The 20156-nt window shown below is 54.0% G+C and carries 15 protein-coding genes; 8 read left to right on the forward strand and 7 right to left on the reverse strand.

What is annotated here, in order from left to right:
* The first annotated feature begins 245 nt into the window (after nt 1–245).
* The 3 genes from GOW98_RS18695 (at nt 246) to GOW98_RS18705 (ending at nt 4531) form a co-directional block, all read left to right on the forward strand.
* Entirely contained in the window at nt 246–1265 is a 1020-nt protein-coding gene (locus GOW98_RS18695) for a putative 2-aminoethylphosphonate ABC transporter substrate-binding protein (protein ID WP_170334826.1), read from the forward strand.
* 132 nt (nt 1266–1397) lie between these two features.
* Nucleotides 1398–2513, forward strand: a complete 1116-nt coding sequence (locus GOW98_RS18700; RefSeq protein WP_367646868.1) for a putative 2-aminoethylphosphonate ABC transporter ATP-binding protein — start codon at nt 1398–1400, stop codon at nt 2511–2513.
* Nucleotides 2510–4531 (forward strand): putative 2-aminoethylphosphonate ABC transporter permease subunit, encoded by a 2022-nt coding sequence (locus GOW98_RS18705; RefSeq protein ID WP_217359640.1) that lies wholly within the window; start codon nt 2510–2512, stop codon nt 4529–4531. Before GOW98_RS18700 ends, GOW98_RS18705 begins: the two co-directional genes overlap by 4 nt.
* Before the next feature lie 32 nt (nt 4532–4563).
* Here the strand turns inward: GOW98_RS18705 and GOW98_RS18710 are convergent, their stop codons facing one another.
* The gene (locus GOW98_RS18710) at nt 4564–5448 is read right to left on the reverse strand and encodes a LysR substrate-binding domain-containing protein (RefSeq protein WP_170334830.1); all 885 of its coding nucleotides are present in this window, start codon (nt 5446–5448) and stop codon (nt 4564–4566) included.
* A gap of 119 nt (nt 5449–5567) precedes the next feature.
* Between GOW98_RS18710 and GOW98_RS18715 the strand changes: the two genes are divergently transcribed.
* From GOW98_RS18715 to GOW98_RS18735, 5 genes are all read left to right on the forward strand, one after another.
* A complete protein-coding gene (locus GOW98_RS18715; protein ID WP_170334832.1) occupies nt 5568–6755 on the forward strand; it encodes a 2-aminoethylphosphonate--pyruvate transaminase in 1188 nt (395 codons plus the stop codon).
* A gap of 20 nt (nt 6756–6775) precedes the next feature.
* Nucleotides 6776–8020, forward strand: a complete 1245-nt coding sequence (gene phnA, locus GOW98_RS18720; RefSeq protein WP_170334834.1) for a phosphonoacetate hydrolase — start codon at nt 6776–6778, stop codon at nt 8018–8020.
* A gap of 18 nt (nt 8021–8038) precedes the next feature.
* Nucleotides 8039–9487: a phosphonoacetaldehyde dehydrogenase gene (phnY, locus tag GOW98_RS18725; RefSeq protein WP_170334964.1), complete on the forward strand. Its 1449-nt coding sequence runs from the start codon at nt 8039–8041 to the stop codon at nt 9485–9487.
* Between the two features lie 105 nt (nt 9488–9592).
* Nucleotides 9593–10945 carry a (R)-1-hydroxy-2-aminoethylphosphonate ammonia-lyase gene (gene pbfA / locus GOW98_RS18730; RefSeq protein WP_170334836.1) on the forward strand — a complete coding sequence of 451 codons (1353 nt, stop codon included), beginning with the start codon at nt 9593–9595 and terminating at the stop codon, nt 10943–10945.
* A 214-nt stretch (nt 10946–11159) separates the two neighbouring features.
* Complete coding sequence (locus tag GOW98_RS18735) at nt 11160–12824, forward strand: Na/Pi cotransporter family protein (protein WP_170334838.1); 1665 nt, start codon at nt 11160–11162, stop codon at nt 12822–12824.
* Between the two features lie 656 nt (nt 12825–13480).
* On the opposite strand, the gene GOW98_RS18740 is transcribed toward GOW98_RS18735, so the two are convergent.
* From GOW98_RS18740 to GOW98_RS18765, 6 genes are all read right to left on the reverse strand, one after another.
* The gene (locus GOW98_RS18740) at nt 13481–15481 is read right to left on the reverse strand and encodes a cation:proton antiporter domain-containing protein (RefSeq protein ID WP_170334839.1); all 2001 of its coding nucleotides are present in this window, start codon (nt 15479–15481) and stop codon (nt 13481–13483) included.
* A 3-nt stretch (nt 15482–15484) separates the two neighbouring features.
* Complete coding sequence (locus GOW98_RS18745; RefSeq protein ID WP_170334841.1) at nt 15485–16093, reverse strand: NAD(P)H-dependent oxidoreductase; 609 nt, start codon at nt 16091–16093, stop codon at nt 15485–15487.
* A 163-nt stretch (nt 16094–16256) separates the two neighbouring features.
* Entirely contained in the window at nt 16257–17108 is an 852-nt protein-coding gene (locus GOW98_RS18750) for a 2OG-Fe(II) oxygenase family protein (protein WP_217359641.1), read from the reverse strand.
* A gap of 201 nt (nt 17109–17309) precedes the next feature.
* Nucleotides 17310–17717, reverse strand: a complete 408-nt coding sequence (locus GOW98_RS18755; RefSeq protein ID WP_170334843.1) for a nuclear transport factor 2 family protein — start codon at nt 17715–17717, stop codon at nt 17310–17312.
* Nucleotides 17717–18562 (reverse strand): enoyl-CoA hydratase/isomerase family protein, encoded by an 846-nt coding sequence (locus tag GOW98_RS18760; RefSeq protein ID WP_170334845.1) that lies wholly within the window; start codon nt 18560–18562, stop codon nt 17717–17719. The genes GOW98_RS18755 and GOW98_RS18760 overlap by 1 nt, the downstream gene beginning before the upstream one ends.
* Before the next feature lie 204 nt (nt 18563–18766).
* Complete coding sequence (locus GOW98_RS18765) at nt 18767–19912, reverse strand: adenylate/guanylate cyclase domain-containing protein (RefSeq protein WP_170334847.1); 1146 nt, start codon at nt 19910–19912, stop codon at nt 18767–18769.
* Between the last annotated feature and the right edge of the window lie 244 nt (nt 19913–20156).

Below are 20156 nucleotides of genomic sequence, written 5' to 3' on the forward strand. Positions count from 1 at the left end.
TCTCTCCGAGTGGCGCGGTCTTTGCGCGGAATAAGGGGCAGTCATCCTGTCCTTACAGAGACTGGTTCGCATTTGTCTGGCAGCACCGCAAACGGCAATCTTATCCATAGGAAAAAATTATAACGTTGAAGGTATAATCGATTTTTCTTGAAGAGTTAATCTGTCAAACTGTCAGTACTAATCTGAATGAGAACGCCGCACGAGAATGGCGAACCAGTCTAACAAATCACCAACAGAGGATGACAATGAGACACTCAACATCACTTCTAACCGCTCTCGCCATCGGCACGCTGATTGCAACGGCAGCGGCATCAGAGACAGAACTGACCGTTTACACAGCCGTCGAGGCCGAAGACCTGACCCGATATGCCGAGACGTTTAACCAAAGCAACCCTGATATCAAAATTAACTGGGTTCGCGACTCGACAGGGATCATTACCGCCAAATTGTTGGCGGAGCGAGACAACCCACAGGCAGACGTCGTTTGGGGGCTGGCGGCCACGTCGTTGCTGCTGTTGAAATCCGAAGGCATGCTGGAACCCTACGCTCCGGTTGGCGTTGAAGAACTTGATGTGAAGTTTGTTGACGGTGACAATCCTCCGGCCTGGGTTGGCATGGATGCCTGGGTTGCGTCGGTTTGTTACAATACAGTCGAGGCCGAAAAGGCTGGGCTGACGCCGCCAACGTCATGGAAGGACCTTACCGACCCAATGTACAAGGATCAGGTTATCATGCCGAACCCAAACTCATCGGGCACCGGATTCCTTGATGTTTCAAGCTGGCTGCAGTTGTTTGGCGAAGATGGCGGCTGGGAGTATATGGATGCGCTGCACGAAAACATCGCGCGATATACCCATTCGGGTTCGAAGCCCTGCAAACTGGCGGCTGCGGGCGAAATCCCGATCGGTATCTCGTTTGCCTTCCGCGGTGCCAAATCCAAAGCGGACGGCGCCCCGCTTGAAATCATCGTGCCTTCCGAGGGTGTAGGTTGGGACATGGAAGCAACTGCAATTGTTGCCGGCACCGCAAATCTGGAAGCCGCTCAGAAACTAGTTGATTTCTCGGTCTCCAAAGAGGCCAACGAGATGTACAACAGCGGTTATGCGGTCGTGGCCTATCCTGGCATCGCAAAGCCGGTCGAGCACTTCCCAGAGGGTCTTCTGGATGCCATGATCGAAAATGATTTTGAGTTTGCCGCCAACAATCGCGCGGCGATCCTGAAGGAATGGCAGTCTCGCTATGACGGAAAGTCGGAAGCGAAGTAATCCCGTTAGCAGGAGGAGCGATCATGCCTCTCCTGCACGCCACACTCTTGTTCCCCAAGATACAACCTACTCACCCGGTTCAGACCGGCCAAGTAAGGCCGTACCCGAGGTGCAGATATGAGGACCTCTCCCGTGCTTCAGAAAACACCACCCGGTGAACTGTATCTTAGTATCCAAAACCTGTGGAAAGCCTTCGGCAGCTTTCTTGCACTCAAGGATATTTCGCTGGAAATCAACGAAGGCGAGTTTGTCTGCTTTCTGGGCCCGTCAGGCTGTGGAAAAACAACTCTGCTGCGCGCCATTGCAGGTTTGGACCTGCAAACCAAGGGTACGGTCATGCAGGACGGTATGGACGTGTCCAACTTGCCCCCGTCCGAGCGTGATTTCGGGATTGTATTTCAATCCTATGCGCTGTTTCCCAACCTCACGATTGAAAAGAACATCGCCTTTGGCCTGGAAAACTCAGGCCACAGCAAGTCTGAAATTGCCGCCCGTGTGAACGAGTTGTTGCATCTGGTTGGCCTTCCCGATCAGGGTAAGAAATACCCAGCGCAGCTATCGGGTGGACAGCAGCAAAGGATTGCACTTGCGCGCGCGATCGCGTCCAAGCCCGGCTTGTTGCTGCTGGACGAGCCCCTGTCGGCTCTGGATGCCAAAGTACGTGTACATTTGCGGCACGAAATCAAGGAATTGCAGCGCAAGCTGGGCGTGACCACCGTTATGGTGACCCATGATCAGGAAGAGGCGCTGGCCATGGCTGATCGAATCGTGGTCATGAATCACGGAGTTATCGAGCAGGTGGGTTCTCCCACAGAAATCTACCGGGATCCGGCTAACCTTTTCGTGGCCGATTTTATCGGTGAAATGAACCAGATTAGGTCTCAAGTTACAAAGGGCGGGCGGTTGAGCGTGGGCGAAAAAACCTTTGCCTGCCTAAGTCATCAGTTCAACGACGGAACGTCGGTTGTCGCGGCAATTAGGCCGGAAGATGTGATTCCCCATGAAGCTGGGTATCTTGATACCGGTGGCAATCGAAACTGCATCGATGTCACTCTAGATGAGATGGAATTTCTGGGCTCGTTTTGGCGCTGCCGTTTAAGCAACGAACGGTTTGGGTCATCAGAACTGATTGCTGACTTCTCGATCAATGCCGTGCGTCGCCTAGAACTTGAAGAAGGCCGGACCATGGTGATTGAGCTTCCCGAAAATCGCCTGATGGCATTTGATGTTCCGGAGGTAGAGGCATGAGCTCGATCTCTACCAACAGCGATACCCTGCCCCCTGGTCCCAGCATCAAGCCAAAGCTCAGCCGCGATGACATCTTGATGCGCGGCAGCATGATGGTCATCGTGCTCTATCTAATCGTGACCTTGGCGCTGCCGCTTTACACAATGCTCTCCAAGTCATTTTCAACCTATCGGGTGGAGCTGTCCCAATACGAGTTTCAGGTCAGCGATGAAGCAGGCGTTTATGACGGGTCGATCCTGTCTGGAGATGCGCTGAACCAGCAAACCGAGGTGTTCGCTGACACCGATCTTGTGACTGGCTCGGATGGGCGTCTCCCGGTGACAGGATTGTTCCCGGAGTTCAGCTTCCGCAGCCCGGTCATGTACCAGATCCGCAACACAAGCGACACTGGGCGCTTTCTGGTCGGATCAACTCTGCAGGACGACACCGACTGGATCGAGCTTGATTCCAACACGTTCCGTCGCGTTCAGCTGCGGCCCGTTCAATCACGGGGTCTGGACAACTTTGTAAACTATTTCTCGACGCCTGCGCTGTTCAATTCGATCAAGAACTCGCTTTGGATATCTGTTGTAAGCACCATTGTGACGGTAACGCTGGCCTTTTGGTTCGCCTATGCGCTCAATCGCAGCTGTATGCGGTTCAAGGGTGTCTTTCGTCTGATTGCGATGGCACCGATCCTTGTCCCCTCGCTTTTGCCGGGTATCGCCTTGGTATACCTGTTCGGCAATCAGGGTATGATCAAGGAGCTGTTGTTCGGGGCTAGCATCTATGGCCCGATCGGTATTGTGATCGGATCGGTCTTTTTCACCTTTCCTCACGCCTTCCTGATTATTTCAACAGCGTTGGCAATCTCGGATGCGCGGCTTTACGAGGCTGCCGCAAGCCTGCGATCGACCCCATGGCGCACATTCTGGACGGTCACCGTTCCGGGTGCTCGCTACGGTCTGATTTCTGCTTCCTTTGTGGTTTTCAATCTGGTGATCACCGATTTCGGCCTGCCCAAAGTCATCGGTGGTCAGTTCAACGTGCTTGCGGTGGATATCTACAAACAGGTGATCGGCCAGCAGAATTTTGAGATGGGCGCGGTTGTATCCGTGGTTCTGGTGATCCCTGCAATCCTAGCCTTTGCCATCGACCGGATGGTCCAGTCCAAACAGGTTGCGCTGCTGTCCGCGCGGTCAGTGCCGTATCAGGCAACCCCTAACCCGAAAGCAGACCGACTGTTCCTGATCTATTGCAGCCTGATCGGCCTTTTCATCGTCGGCCTTTTAGTGGTGTGCCAATTTGCGGCGCTGATCAAGTTCTGGCCCTATGACCTGAGCCTAAGCCTGCGGAACTATCAGTTCGACAAGATGGATGGCGGTGGATGGGGATCGTATTTCAATTCGATCCGGTTGGCCTTGCTGACCGCAGTAATAGGCACCACCGTTGTTTTCTTCGGTGCCTATTTGGTTGAAAAATCGCAAGGGTTCCGCACCGGAAGGTCGATCTTTCAGATGTTCGCGATGTTGCCGATGGCAATTCCTGGTATGGTGCTGGGGCTTTCCTACATCTTCTTCTTCAACAACCCTTCAAACCCCTTGAACGGTATCTACGGCACCATGGCAATACTGGTGATCTGTACAGTGACGCACTTTTACACTGTATCGCACCTGACGGCGGTGACCGCGCTGAAACAAATGGACCGCGAATTCGAGTCAGTTTCGGCCTCGCTCAAACAGCCAACGATGAAACTGTTTGCGCGTGTTACGGTTCCAGTCTGTTTGCCAGCAGTTTTGGACATATCCATTTATCTGTTCGTCAATGCAATGACGACTGTGTCAGCGGTCGTGTTCCTCTACTCGCCTAAAACGACGCTCGCGTCTATCGCAGTACTGAACATGGATGATGCCGGGGATATTGCACCGGCTGCGGCGATGGGCATGATGATCTTTTACACCAATGCTGCGGCCCGGATCATTCACCTGATTGCGTCTAAAGGGATATTAAAACGCACTCAGGCCTGGCGCAGTCGCTGACGGCCACTCCTGCTGATACCAAGCCCCGCCAATCAATCGTTGGCGGGGTTTTCTTCCAAGGTACGTTGCGCAAACTCTGTGAAGGCGCGGATGATTTTCACTTCGCGCCTCTGAGACAGCGATATAATGCTCTCGCCCATCTGCAGGTTGATGCCTTTAAGCTTGATTTGTCGGAGACGGTCATCATGACCATATTCCGCCTGCGAGACAAAACCAATACCTGCGCCCGAGGCCACAAGTTCCCGTATCGCTTCGCGCCCCTCAGCTACAATCGCGGGTTTCAATGTTATCCCGTGTTTTTTGGCCTCGTCTTCAAGTTTCTGGCGCGTTTTTGATCCCGTCTCGCGGAAAATTAACGGTAGATTTGACAGCTCTTCTAGAGACAGTGTCGGCTTCGACGCCAAAAGAACACCCTGTGCGGCAAAGGCCACGATCTCTGTGGAACCAAGACTTAAGACATCCATATCCTTGCCGGGAGACAGGCTGCCCACTACGCCAATTTCCGCGTTATAAGCCCTGAGTTCTTCCAGGATCTCTTCGCTATTCCCCGAGCGTACGGTGATCGTGACATTCGGGTTTTTCTTTTGAAAAGGTCCCAGAAAGGCTGTCATGTGGTATGCAGAGTCGGCGATGATGCGCAACTCTCCATCGACCACGGCCTTGGTCTCGGATAGGTAGTCTTCGATCTGACCTTCGATCTCGAAGTATTGCTTCGTATATCGATAAAGCTGCTCACCGTCGGGTGTCAAAGTTACACGTTTGCGCTCACGTTGGAACAACAGCAGATCATGATCCTGTTCCAGCTTTCGCACCTGTTCCGAAATTGCCGGCTGCGTCAGAAAAAGAGCCTCTGCAGCACGCGAAAATCCCCCATGCTTGGCTACAAAATGAAAGGCTTTGAGCTGGCTGTGTCGCATAGCAGTACTCCAAGATTAGATCATAGGCTGCGCTTATAATTGGATTGATATTTGCAATTTCACATATAGCAACACTTGCTGCAATTGTGTTCTTGAGAATACCTTTCTGGAGCTAGGTTATGACACCTTCCAATCCCAAAATCGAACAACCGCGCCTCGGTGAACCTTACCTTCTGACACCCGGACCTTTGACGACATCACATGCGGTAAAAGAAGCTATGTTAAAGGATTGGGGCAGTTGGGATGATGACTTTCGCGCCATGACGCAAGAGGTGCGGACAAGCCTGCTGGCGCTATTGGGTGAGGGCGCCGATGATTTTGACTGCGTCCCGATGCAGGGCAGTGGTTCGTTTTCGGTTGAAGCGATGCTTGCATCATTCATTCCGCGCGATGGCAAAGCGCTGGTGCTGGCGAACGGAGCGTATGGCCAGCGTTCGGCGCAAACGCTGGTGTATCTGGGGCGCGATCATGTGGTGCTGGACAAGGGTGATTACCTGCCCCCCCGGGGAAACGAAGTGGCAGAAATTCTGGCTAAAGATCCTGCGATCACCCATGTAATAGCGATCCATTGCGAAACCTCATCGGGCATTCTGAACCCCGTCGAAGAGATTTCCGAAGCGACCTATGCCGCCGGGCGTAAGCTTCTGATTGACTCGATGTCAGCGTTCGGTGCGATCGAGTTAAAGCCAAGCGAGGTCAGGTATGAGGCGATGGTGTCCTCGGCCAACAAATGCATCGAAGGCGTGCCCGGATTCGGTTTTATCGTCGCCCGAAAATCCGAGCTTGAGGCTGCGGAGGGCAACAGCCACTCGCTGAGCCTGGACGTGCACGCGCAATGGGTGCATATGAACAAGACAGGTCAGTGGCGGTTCACCCCTCCGACCCATGTGGTGGCGGCGTTCATCGAGGCACTCAGGGCGCATTCCGCCGAAGGAGGCGTTCTGGGCCGTGGCGAGCGCTATACCCGCAACCGTGATGTCATGGTCGCCGGAATGCGCGAACTGGGCTTTGAAACACTGCTCGACAATCGCTGGCTCAGCCCAATTATCGTCACCTTTTTCTGCCCGGCGGACGAGAATTTCGTATTCGATCAGTTCTACACCCTTATGAAATCCAAGGGTTTCATCATCTACCCAGGTAAGCTGACGGTGGTCGACAGTTTTCGCGTCGGATGTATCGGTCAAATGGATGAACACGTCATGCGCAAAGTTGTAAACGCAGCAAAAGAATCACTGGAGGAGATGGGTGTCACAAGCGCTGCCCCCCCCCTCCGGGCATTGGAAGAACGCGCCAAACTGGCAGCTTAACTATCAAGGAACAAAATAAGATGACCATCCAAACACCAGTTGAAGCAAACGAACGCGTCTATCCGACGCCGAAAGTACCCGCAATCGCCATCTGCCTTGATGGATGCGAGCCGGAGTACCTGGAAGTCGCAATAGCCAAGGGTCTGATGCCCAACCTTAAGCGGATGCGCGAGACCGGTACCGACCGGTTGGCCCATTCCGTGATCCCCTCCTTCACCAATCCCAATAACCTGTCGATTGCCACCGGCCGCCCACCCATCGTGCATGGTATCTGCGGCAACTATCTGATCGACCCCGACAGCGGCGAAGAGGTCATGATGAACGACGTGCGTTTCCTGCGCGCGCCGACCATTTTCTCGCAATTCTACGATGCTGGTTTCCGCGTAGCCATGGTTACCGCCAAGGACAAGCTGCGCGCCTTGCTCGGTGCCGGCTTAAAATTTGACGAAGGTCGAGCCGTTGCCTTTTCTTCGGAACGCTCAGGCGAGACGACTTTAGCCGAACACGGGATCGAAAATGCAAGCAAATGGCTGGGCATAGGCGTCCCTGAGGTCTATTCGGCCGAATTGTCTGAGTTTGTATTCGCCGCTGGCGTCAAGCTATTGAAAGAGTTCAAGCCCGACGTGATGTATCTTTCGACTACGGACTATATTCAGCACAAGTTCGCCCCCGAACAGCAGGGTGCGCTTGATTTCTATGCCATGTTTGACCGGTATTTGGGCGAGCTTGACGAGCTGGGTGCCGCCATCGTTGTGACCGCCGATCATGGCATGAAGCCAAAACACCTGGCTGATGGTTCCCCCGCTGTTATCTACGTACAGGATCTGATGGACAAATGGCTTGGTAAGGACGCGGCGCGCGTCATCCTACCGATTACCGACCCGTACGTGGTGCATCACGGTGCGTTGGGCTCGTTCGCGACGGCCTATCTGCCCGAGGGCGCAGATCAGAACGACATCATTACCAAACTCAGGGCAACCGAGGGAATAACCCATGTACTGACCAAGGCCGAAGCCATTGCGCAATTCGAGCTGCCGGGCGACCGGATTGGCGACATCGTGATGGTTTCTGGTGAGAATATCTGCATTGGCACATCCGAGCACCGCCATGATCTAGCGGCCCTGAAAGAACCGCTGCGCAGCCATGGCGGTTTGACTGAACAAGAGGTTCCGTTCATCGTAAACCGTGTCATTGACCTGCCGAACCAGCCGGTTTTGCGCAACTTCGACGCCTTTTTCTACGCAACCACAGCGGCGGCACAGTAAGTCATGAAAAATCAAGCCATGTCGAACATCGAAATACGAAACGAAGGGATGCGGATCGGTGGTAAAGTTGTCTTCACTGACGAAACCGTTCCGGTACTCTATCCCTATACCAATGAGGTGGTGGGTCATGTCCCGGCCGGAACCGCTGAACATGCACGCAGGGCCTTCGAGATTGCGGCAAACTACAAGCCGAAACTCACCCGGTACGAACGCAGCCAGATCCTGCAGCGCGCGGGAGAGCTGATCGGAGAAAAACGTGAGTATCTGGCCAAATGGCTGACGCTGGAACTTGGCATCTGCCATCAGCACGCAATCTATGAAACCAAGCGCGCGCAGGACGTCTATCAGTTTGCCGCCGCAGAAGCGCTGAAAGACGACGGCGAGATATTTTCGTGCGATCTGACCCACAACGGCAAGGCCCGCAAAATCTTTACCAAGCGCGAGCCGGTGAACGCGATCAGCGCGATCACCCCGTTCAACCACCCGCTGAACATGGTCAGCCACAAAATTGCTCCATCTATTGCGACCAACAATTGCATGGTCTGCAAACCGACGGAGCTGACTCCGCTGACGGCACTTACGCTAGCTGACATTCTGTATGAGGCGGGATTGCCTCCTGAAATGTTCCAGGTTGTCACCGGCTGGCCCGGTGACATCGGTGATGAAATGATCACCAATGACCACATCGATATCATCACATTCACCGGCGGTGTACCGGTCGGCAAGATGATTGCCGAAAAGGGCGTCTATAAGCGCCAGGCGCTGGAACTTGGCGGCAACGATCCTCTGATTGTGCTTAACGACCTCAGCGACGCCGATCTGGACAAGGCGGCCACGATTGCAGTTGCAGGCGCGACTGGCAATTCCGGCCAGCGCTGCACAGCGGTCAAGCGCATATTGGTGCAGGAAAGTGTGGCGGACAAGTTTGTGCCGCTGGTGCTGGAGAAAGCCAAAAAGATCAAGTTTGGCGATCCGCAGGACCCGGAAACCGAACTGGGTTGTGTGATCCACGACAAGGCGGCGGAAGTTTTTGAGAACCGCGTCTATCAAGCTGAGAAAGAGGGGGCAGAAATCCTCTACCACCCAGGTCGTCAGGGCGCGCTGCTGCCACCTATCGTGGTCGACAAAGTGCCCCATGACAGCGAATTGGTGATGGAGGAAACCTTTGGCCCGATCGTTCCCATCGTGCGTGTGCCCGACAATGATGAAGAGGTGATGGCGATCTCAAATTCGACCGAGTTTGGCCTTTCGTCGGGTGTATGTACCAATGATCTGAATCGCGCGATTGCTTATATCAACGGGCTGGACGTGGGCACCTGCAACATCTGGGAGCAACCGGGTTACCGAATCGAGATGTCCCCATTTGGCGGCATCAAGGACAGCGGCAACGGCGTGAAAGAAGGTGTTATCGAAGCGATGAAATTCTTCACCAACGTCAAAACCTATTCACTTCCCTGGCCTGACTGAAATTCCTGCTCTTCCCGTTAGCGGAAAGAGCTTCAGAAATCCTCACCGGAATTAGCGGACTTTTCGGGGTCCGCACCTTTTAATAAGCGACAACGAGGAGCGGCAATGCCACAGATTGTCCATACAGAAGGGGAATCGAACACCTCTGAAGCCCGTAAGGCCTGGCTGAAGAAGTCCATCGGGCCCAAATCGTCGCCACTGCTAAAACGCGATGCGGGTGTGTTTCTGCATCAATCCTTGTCCAGCCCCTGCGTCAGCACGATTGCCAAGGCAGAAGGGATTTGGATAGAGGACTTGGATGGCCGCCGCTACATGGACTTCCACGGAAATTCGGTCCATCACATCGGCTATGGCCACCCTCGGTTAGTGCAGGCGATCAAGGATCAACTGGACGACCTGCCATTTGCCCCGCGCCGCTTTACCAATGACCCGGCGGTGAAACTGGCCGAGAAACTGGTCGCCATCACCCCCGGCGATTTGGGCAAGGTGCTGTTCACCACCGGCGGTTCGGACGCCAATGAAGTGGCCTTGAAAATCGCCCGCGCCGCGACAGGCCGATTCAAGACGCTCAGCTTCTGGGACGCCTTTCACGGTGCGGGCTTTGGCGCTGCAAGTGTTGGCGGCGAGGCCACGTTCCGCAGCCATATCGCCGGGCCGCTTTTGCCGGGAACTGAGCATGTGGCCCCCTTCCACCCCACCCGCTGCCCCTATGGGCACACAACGCTTGAGGCCAGCGCCGAAGCCTGCGCCAACATGATCGACTATGTGCTGGAGCGCGAAGGCGACATCTGCGCCGTGGTGGCCGAAGCGATGCGCGCCGTCCCCATTGTGCCGCCGCCGGGTTTCTGGAAACGGGTGCGCGAAACCTGCGATCGCCACGGTGCGTTGTTAATACTGGACGAGATTCCGACAGGACTGGGCAAGACCGGTCAGATGTTCTCGTTCCAGCATGACGAGATCGTTCCCGATATTGTCACTATTGGCAAGTCACTGGGCGGAGGTATCCTCCCCATCGCTGCCTGTATCGCCCGCAATAAACTGGATGTTTGCGGTGATTTTGCTATCGGGCATTACACGCACGAAAAGAACCCTGTCACCGCTCGCGCCGCATTAACTACGCTGCAGATTATCGAGGATGAGGGATTGGTCGAGCGTGCGTCAGAATTGGGCGAACACGCAATAGGCCGCCTGATGGACGCATTGCAAAATGTTCCTATCGTTGGCGACATCCGGGGCCGTGGCCTTATGTTCGGGATCGAGATCGTCGAAGAGCGTGTTACAAAGATACCGGGAAATACCCGCGCGGAACGGATCTATTATGCCTGTCTCGAAGCCGGGCTGAGCTACAAGATCAGCCAGGGAAGCGTTCTGACGCTGTCGCCACCGCTGACAATTTCGAAAAGTGAACTAGACCGGGCAATCGATATTGTAGTTGCAGCGATTGAAAACGAGGTCTGACCGGTCGGTCCCCATACTCCGTGCAGAACTTTAGCGCGGGGGAGCAGCTTCGAAACCGATCAGAACCTGACGCGGATGACACGGCGCGGACGCTCATCGCGAAGTTGATTGAACCCGACGTCTCTAGCGCCGTGGTCAAAAAAGTAAAAGCTACTTGCAGATTATCGCTCAAGAACTGCGGTGAACTGAGCCTATATTGAAGTCGGAGTGAAGTATGGCGATTGTCACCTTCCTGATCAGCCTGGCCGGGGCCACCATGCTGCTGCTGTACGCGGTCCGCATGGTGCGTACCGGGATAGAACGCAGCTACGGCGCGTCGTTCCAGCGGGTGATGACGCAGCAACGCAGTTACGTGCAAGCTTCGCTGGTGGGCGTGGTGATGGCGATGGTGCTACAAAGCTCGGCCGCGGTAGCTCTGTTAAGCTCGGGTTTTGCTGCCAGCGGACTACTGAGCTTTCCGGCTGGGCTGGCCATTGTGCTGGGTGGCGATTTGGGCTCGGCACTGATTATTCAAATCCTTTCGTTCAAACTGGACTGGCTTGTTCCGTTGCTGCTGGCCGTTGGCGGCTATCTGTTCGTCAAGAACGAGGCTAAAAAAGCCCGACAGCTGGGGCGCATCCTGATGGGTGTTGCCTTTATCCTGATCTCGCTCAGGTTTCTGCGCGAAGCGATGGACCCGATTCGCGACAGCGCATTTCTACCCGCCGTAGCCGACTATTTGGCCCGCGACTATATTACCGCCTTCCTTGTCGGCGGTGCGTTGGCCTTTGTCATGCATTCTTCGGTCGCGGCCATCCTTATGTGCGTGACGCTTGTGCAGATTGGCGCAATCCCGTTTGCAGCCGGTATGTCATTGGTCTTTGGCGCGAATTTCGGCTCAGCCTTCATTCCGGTCTGGCTGACGCGAGGGATGCCTGTGACCGCCCAGCGTATACCCTATGCCAATCTGGCGCTACGGGGCAGTTGGGCATTAGTGACATTGTTTGCGGCTAACTTCGCCTTGCGGACCGGGCTGTTGGGCGACCCGCAAGGGGGCCAGATGCTGGTTAACGTACATCTTGCGTTTAACCTGTCGCTTCTGGTTCTAGCTCTTCCGTTTTGCGGACACGTGGAGGGCTTGTTCGAAAGGCTCTTGCCCGACCAAAAGAAAGAAAATGAACCCCGACCTGCGCGCCTGACCAGTGCACTGGACATGGAAAATGTAGCTAACCCGAGTCAGGCCATGCCGAGCCTCAAGCGTGAGCTTCTGCGGATGAGTGACTTTCTCGAAACCATGTTCCGTCCTGTCCTGGAACTGTACCGCAGCGGAGACAAGGAACAGATCCGCTCGGTTCAGGCTATTGACGAGGACGTAAACAGATGCCTTTCGGATATTCGAGCCTTTGTCGCTGCGATGCCCTCAGAGCTATATAGAAAGCGGGATGCAAAAACCGCGCGCGATTTAATGGAATTTGCGATCCGGCTTGAAACGGCAGGGGATGTTGTCGCCAAACGCCTGACTGTTTTGGCTGGCGAAATGCGCGCAAAGGGATCAAGTTTTTCACAGGAAGGCTGGTCGGAACTTGTTCAAATGCACGAGGGTATTCTGGCCAATATGAAACTGGCATCGAATGTGCTGATTTCCGACGATCTGGAAAGCGCACGGCTTCTCAGCCTTGAAAAAACCGAAATCAAACGCGTGGAGCGGGACAGCCGTAAGCGGCACTTGCGCCGACTGCAGCACGGCACAACGGAAAGCTTCGAGACCAGTGACATTCATCTGGAGACTTTACGTGCATTCCGGGAATTCAACAGCCACATCGCTTCGATCGCCTACCCGGTCCTGTACCGGAATGGTCAGTTGCTTGAGACACGGTTAATCACCGAGATTGCTGACTAACGAGTTGCCGAATGGAGTACTTTATAAGGTTTTGTCGCAAATTTCTTCGAGAGTTGCATAGACGAAACTGGAGAGGCGAATATCCTGCCAGCTGGATAAACTGCTGAAACGGACAGAGACTGGCGTGAATTGACCGGTTGTGTCGCAAACTTTTTGAACGACCGGGGCTGGCGCTATGCTAGGTGCAGCTATCATGCGATCTCAGCGAAAATCCAACGTCGGGAGCGCAATCGCGAAAGGGTCAGACGGCGATAGACAGAAAACAAAGTTCAAGGCCGATAGCCGGCCTTGCACCGCCTAGCGAAACCTCGGTCATTGGGCCCGAAAGGGCGGAAAGCGGTCATTCGCTGCGATGGAGAGTCGGCATTCTTGGAACGGGAAAGCAGACCTTCAACATGATTTGTGAACTCGCACTTGCCGATGAAAACGCACTCCAACGTCGTCAATATTTTTGACGCGTTTTGAAGCGTGCGCTGTGATCCGCTGAAACCCAATATCAGAACGCTCGATCAATCTTTGCTATTCGGGAAGTCGAGAGCGACGTGCACGTAAACAGCCCAGTTCCACTTTGGGCCGCCCCAAGTCCAACTTAAGAGCTTAACAAACCCGATCTGCGCTGTGAATGAGACCGGTTGATTTCTATTCTGGAGAATATTCTATTGATGCGAAGCCTTCTCGGTTTTCACGTGATTGGCCTTAAGTGCCTCGACATCCTTCCCTGACGGCGGCAACCAACCGGATTCTGCTCGATCACCGTAAGCTTCGCCTTTCCCAAAAATCTGAGCGTCGCGTTCCTCCATCAGCGCCCGTGATTTCTCGATATAGGCAGCGTTTTCCTGCAACGGTATATTTGGATCATAGACTTCAGCCATGTCCTGAAGAATGTGCCGGTCATCCTCTGAAAATTGCCTTGCGAGCAGTTCGGCTTCAAATGGGTGCATGCCCAAGGTTTCAAATGCTGAACGCCCGGTTCGGACAGAAGAGTCAAACGTCTCGCGGATGATCTCTTGAACGCCGGCCGCATAGAGGTCGTAGACATGCTGACGGTTTATCGCCCGCGCGATGATTTTTACACTCGGATAGTTATGGCGTACGTGGTGGACCAGAGAATTGATCTGCTCCTTTCCATCAATCGCGATCACCAGCAACCGTGCTTTAGATATTCCGGCCGCATGCAACAATTCAGGCCTGGTAGCATCACCGAAAAACACTTTAAAACCAAACGAACGGAGCAGTTCAAGATGTGACGCGCTGTAGTCGAGAACGGTTGTGGTATACCCCGCCGCTCGCAGCATTCGATTTACCACACCACCAAAACGCCCGTGACCGACAATGATCACTTCTCCTTCCTCATCAATTGCGTCTGCTTCTCGTTCCTGTTTCTGGGCTGAACGGGGTAGGATGAGTTTGTCGTAGATGATGAACAAAGCCGGAGTAAGCAGCATGGACAGCGCGACAACCAACAGCAGTTGATCTGCGATTGGTTTCGGGATGACGTGGCTTGCGACGGTGAAGGACAGCAAAACGAACCCGAATTCTCCAGCTTGAGCAAGCCCCAATCCAAAGAGCCACTTGTCGGCTCCTTTGATCCGGAAGATGTGAGCCAAAGCAAACAGAACCCCGGCTTTCAAAAGGATCACGCCAAGCGTCAATGCCAAGATGGTGACGAAGTTCTCGCCAAGCAGCGCAAAATCAATTCCTGCGCCAACTGTAATAAAGAACAACCCCAGGAGCAGCCCTCGGAATGGGTCGATGTTCGATTCCAACTCGTGTCTGTATTCGCTGTTCGCAAGAACCACACCGGCTAAGAATGTCCCAAGCGCTGGGGACAAACCGACAACGATCATCAAAAGCGCAATTCCGATAACGAAGAGAAGAGCGGTCGCCACAAAAAGCTCACGCAGGCCAGCCATCGCGATGAAGCGAAAGATCGGGCGGGTCAGGAATGTGCCACCGAGAACGATGGCGGCGACTGCTCCAATCGTGACGGATGCAACCTGCCAACCGGCCAAACCGTCCACGAGGCTTAGGCTTGCGTGATCATCGTCTCCGTGCCCATCGGATGCATGCGCGTCACCAGTAAGTGCCACTTCAGCCCCGTGACCTGTGGTGGAGACGACACCGTGCGAAACATCTGTGAGTTCCGGCAATGCCAGAAGAGGGATAAATGCCAACATCGGAATGACCGCGATGTCCTGAAAAAGCAGGACGGAGAAGCTTGACTGACCTCCCTCTGTTTTCATCAGCCCTTTTTCGTTCAGGGTCTGCAAGACAATCGCCGTCGAGGACAAAGCGAGGACCATGCCGATAGCAAGAGAAACCGTCCAGGGCTGCCCAAAGAACAACGCGACGATCATCACAAGACCGGTTGTCGCAGCAACCTGAAGTCCGCCTAAACCAAGCAGCTTGGATCGCATGGCCCAGAGCATTTTTGGCTCAAGCTCCAACCCGACAAGGAACAGCATCATCACGACGCCAAATTCAGCGAAATGCTGGATCGAGATTACGTCCACGCCGAGTGCAGCCAGCAAAGGACTGATCGCAATGCCAGCGATCAGATAGCCCAAGACTGACCCCAGACCCAAACGTGTAGCAATGGGGACTGCGACAACACCAGCTGTTAGAAAGACGAACGCGAGAAGCAAAAAATCGTTCATGGGTCACGCCTTCTCTCGAATGGGCAGATCGGAAAATGTCATCGTGGCTTGTTGCTCAGCCTTCGCGAAATCAAAGATTTCGTCCTGAAACGCGTTCAGCAGTTTCGTATAACCGTTTGTGTGGTTTACGATGGCACCTTCCTCGTCCGCCTGCAGAGCGGAATACAGCACATAAGGCGGTGCGAAAGTCATCCCGCACAGTCGGGCGGTTTGCTCAAGCGGGTATAGAAATGAGCGGAGAGGAAAGTTTTGATACCCCGTAGCGGTATAGGCTTCGTCGGACCCGCCAGTGGTAATCGCAAGCACCATCGACTTGCCTGTCAGCTTGTCGCCGCCGTGACCGTACGCAAACCCGTGTTGCAGAACGAGATCCTGCCACTCTTTCAGAAGGCTCGGCGTCGAGTACCAATACAGCGGAAACTGAAACACGATCACGTCGTGATCCAGCAAGCGACGCTGTTCCCGTTCGACATCTATGTCGTGGCGAGGGTACTCGGCGTACAGATCGACAAAGGTTATGCTTTCGACGGTCTTTGCAGCCTTTCCCATTGCCGAGTTTGCCCGGCTATGGCGCTGCCCGGGATGGGCGAAATACACGATCACTCTGGACATCTTAGCCCTCTCTTCGGTTGTGACTTCGGTGGATTAAACGGAGTCAATCCTGGTTGTCGCGGCTCGTCAGCTGCACCGCAACAAGGCACAATTTTGTAACCTGGTAACGCTGTGCAGACTGACGAGACTTGTTTGCACCGATGAACTTGTTTCAACGACTCTGCTAAAACGGTGCAAAATTGTCGGACGAGGCCGCTGGCACAGTCCAACGCTGACGTGCGTCTATTTCCTTGTGCTCCGCCCCTTGAGTTGGGATCCGACCGTTTTCGCCGTAGAGCCAGAGCACAAAGTTGTAGCGCTCCCCGCTGGTGATCGGTTCGGACGCATGGGGGACACTGCCGTGGTGTATCAAAGCAGTCCCCGGCTCAAATGTAAGCTTGCTGACCTGACGCGTTTCATTGTCATAAAAGCTGACAGCAGAACCTGAAAAATCCTCGCCCGGCAGGTTCAGATTGATGTTGAGCGTCACAGCGGACGCGTCGGTATGCGGGCGCAGCGAGGTATCTTTGTTTTCTTGCCAGCGGATCGAGAACCCAAAGGTCTGTGTGTCATAGCCGACAACATCGGGGAACAGCAGACGAGAAACCGGCCTCATATAGCTGTCCATCAGCTCTTTATAAAAAGCTTGGAAACTTGGGGCCGCAAGATACCCTTCCGAACGCGGATCAAGCAGCGCGCCGCCCCGGTTCAGCACGATCCCATAGGGCGGACGTAGTGGAATATCCGCGCTGGATACCTCGTCCAGGTAATCCCTGAGAGCGGCGAGCCGTTGCGGGTCGAAGAACTGTGTCGCGTAAACACCAGGAAATACTTCCTTCCAAAGTTCTCGAACCGCTGCCTCTTTGGTTGGGTCATCCCATGCTTGCTCGACAGCTGATCGCAATTGTGGATCAAAAAGGGACGAGTCGAGCACGTGTTCTCGTCCTTCTGAACTTTCCCAATCAGTCCAGGCGTCTTTGAACAAGTCCCGGTTCTTGGTCCAGAATTGTTGAACAGAAGGCGCGCGTTGCAGCATTTCTTCTCGTGTAGGTCGCTCAATTGTACGAGCGCGTTCCAGTGAAGTGACTGACATGATTACATTAGTCTCCATCTGTGGGAGGCTGCGCCGCCTACAGCGCTGCAGCAGCAAGTGAAGTTGTCTTAAATCGCGGGCACCGAGTCCGGTGCCTAACGACGTCTGGATTTGGAAAACGCCCGTCAGTTGCGCAGATTTTGGTCAGATGTCGTCGATCAGGACCTGCTTGAGATGCAGCGTGTCCATGTATTCGCGGATTGCAGTGATCTTTCCGTCCTTCAACGACACCAAGAAATGGTAGAAGTTGTTGTAAACAGTTCCGTTCACTTTGGTCCCGTAGGACTCCATTTCCATCGCGACCCGATCACCCTCGACAGTCCAGCCTGTTGGCGTAAGCTGAAGGCCACTGGGCATTCTTTCACGCATCTTTTTGATAAGCTCGGCTATTCCTTCTCGATCCATCCGTGTATCCACAGGTGGGTTGCTTTTGAGGCCCATCGCTTGCCAAACGACTTCCGCGTCCAGCAAGGCCAGTGCCCCCTCCACATCGGTTTCAGAAAACCGCTCAAAAAAGCATTGAACGGTTTCTTTGTTCTGGGTGGCGGACATCAGCTGATGTCCTGAACCTTCATCACCAGTTCGCCCCAGTTGCGCTGGTTTTCGATGTCATGCTCAAGCCCCTGTTCATCTGCGATAGCAAAGCGTTTGACCGCAGGGGTTTTGCTGGTTGCCTGATACAGCCAATAGGCTTCTGCTTTCAGAGCTTCATCAATTGGCTTGTCGATGGACTCGTAGACCATTTGTTTGCAGGCATTGATCGACTCCGCCGGGAACTGTGCGATGCGTTTGGCCAGCGCGTCGACGAATGGTCCGATCTCGTCGGGTTCCAGCGCCTTGTTGATGGTGCCGAACCGTTCCGCGTCATCCGCATCATAGTCCTGCGCGCTGAGAATGATTTCCAGTGCGCGACCCAGACCCGTTTGACGGGCCATGCGTGATGCACCGCCGCCGCAAGGCAGGATGCCCATGCCGACTTCCATTTGCATAAACTTGAACTTACCGCGTGCTGCAAATCGCATGTCCAGCGCCAGTGCCAACTCGTGACCGCCACCACGGGCGAAGCCTTCCAGTTTAGCGATGGTTGCCTGTGGTACGCGGCTGATCCTTTCGCAGACGGCTTGCAAGTCTAGCAACTGGGCTTCATTGCGCGACACAGCCTCGGTCGACATGTCTTTCAAAAGTTCAGTGTCATAGTGGCAGACCCAGATTTCCGGATTGGCAGATTCAAAGACCACAACTTTTACGCTGCTATCCCTCTCCAGCCGCATCGCGAGGCTGTTCAGATCAGCCAGCATTTCCTGACCCTGAACGTTGACGGACCCGAAATCAAACGTGACGGTGGCGATTGCGTTCTCAACCTTCACGTTAAACGTGGTGAAGTTTTCATACTTCATTTTGGTTCCTCATTTCCTGTTTCGAACCGTTCAGGCAAGAACGGTTTTGGAGGTTGGCGTTTCCCTAAAGTGAAGCGGTTCTTGAGAAGCACCTCACCCGTGGAGCAATCTAATGAATTGTTATTTCTTATAAACGCGCTGAAATGGATTTCAGTTTTTAGAAATTTTATATAAAATCCTCTGAAATGATGCCGGTACTAAGCTTCAAACCATCGAACGTATTGAAAAGAGTTGTTCTGGTTTGCTCATTCCTTTGAGGAATCGGCTGCCCAGAGACTCGACCTCATCAAGGAGAAGGCATGCAACCCCTGAAGAGAACAGCAGGTTCCGGTTCAGTATTTTACAACACCCCTCAATTCGGCTTGCTACATTTACGGCCTCGCCAATGACGGTGAAGTCCAAGCGCTGCGCCGCACCGATGTTTCCAAAGAAGACTTCACCCAAGTGCAAACCAATGCCCGCATGTAGCGGAGTCCAAGCCGTTTCACTACGCATGCGTTCGTTTAGCAAATACAGCTCGGACTGTGCTTGTCGCGCGGCTTCAACAGCTGCTTGAGCGGCGCTTTGAGGCGTTTCAAAAGAAGCAATTGGAAACACGGCGAGCATACCGTCACCAATGAATTTCAAGACGTCGCCGCCATGCCGGTTCACTGCATCTGCCATTGCTGAAAAGTAGTGATCGAGCACCGTAGCGACGGATTGATTGTCCATGTCTTCCGAGAGCGTAGAAAAACCACGCATATCAGAGCTCCATACAACTGCCCTGATCGGAACGCCCGTTCCCCGACGGATCGTCCCGCTTGCAACGCGCTCGCCTGCTTCCCATCCAAGATAGGTATGGGAGATGTTCTTCGTAATCCGCTCCGCGACGTGTCGATCTACATGCAAACCGAACAGCTTGATCAGGAGGGTCAAACTTTCCAGTTGTTCCGTTTCGAACCCGCCTTGCTGTCGCGTGGCCAGTGTGATGGCATTAAATCTACCGCAACTCGCAGACATCGGAAGCGCCACATATTCCGAGAAGCCCTCCTTACCAAGACTCATCATGAGAGGGCTTGCCGCTTCGCCTTCATCATTTTCAAGAGGCACCCGAACCGTTCGGCCGTACTCCATCACGTTGAAAAGAGGGTTTTTTCTGTAGCCATCAGAATACAGGGCGTCCTCCCCAATTTGAATCTCATCGCAAAACCCGTCGGTTGTGCTCCAGTTCCACGCATATCCAAAGGCTTGCGGATGCAGCGTTCCAACATTGAGACTCAGACGACCAACCCCCAACCCAGCCTGCACCAACCGTTCCGCAAACTCCTTTGCGAGTTCGATGGTGTCCTTAGTTAGAACTGCTGTGTTCAACAGCCAATCTCTGACGTCTTTCGGGGTGCATTGTCGATTAAGATTCAGGTCGAACCGGCTGCGCCTCAGCAGACTAACACCGGAAGCATATGTCCGCGGTGCAGGATCCAGAAGGTTGAACTGAGCGTCAGAGTATTGCCTGGTAGCCGCATGCATCGCAAATTAGTTCCTTGAGTTCTCAAGCTGAATTCGGAGAAAGAAAAGCGGGCAGCGACACATATCGAATGCGCGCTGCCCGACAGGT

Source organism: Ruegeria arenilitoris, from assembly GCF_013032445.1.
GTDB classification, from domain to species: Bacteria; Pseudomonadota; Alphaproteobacteria; order Rhodobacterales; family Rhodobacteraceae; genus Ruegeria; species Ruegeria arenilitoris_F.

Excerpts from the sequence above, each read along its gene's own strand:
- GOW98_RS18695 (WP_170334826.1), top strand. The coding sequence starts at position 246 with ATGAGACACTCAACATCACTTCTAACCGCTCTCGCCATCGGCACGCTG.
- GOW98_RS18705 (WP_217359640.1), top strand. The coding sequence starts at position 2,510 with ATGAGCTCGATCTCTACCAACAGCGATACCCTGCCCCCTGGTCCCAGC.
- GOW98_RS18710 (WP_170334830.1), bottom strand. The coding sequence starts at position 5,448 with ATGCGACACAGCCAGCTCAAAGCCTTTCATTTTGTAGCCAAGCATGGG.
- GOW98_RS18715 (WP_170334832.1), top strand. The coding sequence starts at position 5,568 with ATGACACCTTCCAATCCCAAAATCGAACAACCGCGCCTCGGTGAACCT.
- phnA (WP_170334834.1), top strand. The coding sequence starts at position 6,776 with ATGACCATCCAAACACCAGTTGAAGCAAACGAACGCGTCTATCCGACG.
- phnY (WP_170334964.1), top strand. The coding sequence starts at position 8,039 with ATGTCGAACATCGAAATACGAAACGAAGGGATGCGGATCGGTGGTAAA.
- pbfA (WP_170334836.1), top strand. The coding sequence starts at position 9,593 with ATGCCACAGATTGTCCATACAGAAGGGGAATCGAACACCTCTGAAGCC.
- GOW98_RS18735 (WP_170334838.1), top strand. The coding sequence starts at position 11,160 with ATGGCGATTGTCACCTTCCTGATCAGCCTGGCCGGGGCCACCATGCTG.
- GOW98_RS18740 (WP_170334839.1), bottom strand. The coding sequence starts at position 15,481 with ATGAACGATTTTTTGCTTCTCGCGTTCGTCTTTCTAACAGCTGGTGTT.
- GOW98_RS18745 (WP_170334841.1), bottom strand. The coding sequence starts at position 16,093 with ATGTCCAGAGTGATCGTGTATTTCGCCCATCCCGGGCAGCGCCATAGC.
- GOW98_RS18750 (WP_217359641.1), bottom strand. The coding sequence starts at position 17,108 with ATGCTGCAACGCGCGCCTTCTGTTCAACAATTCTGGACCAAGAACCGG.
- GOW98_RS18755 (WP_170334843.1), bottom strand. The coding sequence starts at position 17,717 with ATGTCCGCCACCCAGAACAAAGAAACCGTTCAATGCTTTTTTGAGCGG.
- GOW98_RS18760 (WP_170334845.1), bottom strand. The coding sequence starts at position 18,562 with ATGAAGTATGAAAACTTCACCACGTTTAACGTGAAGGTTGAGAACGCA.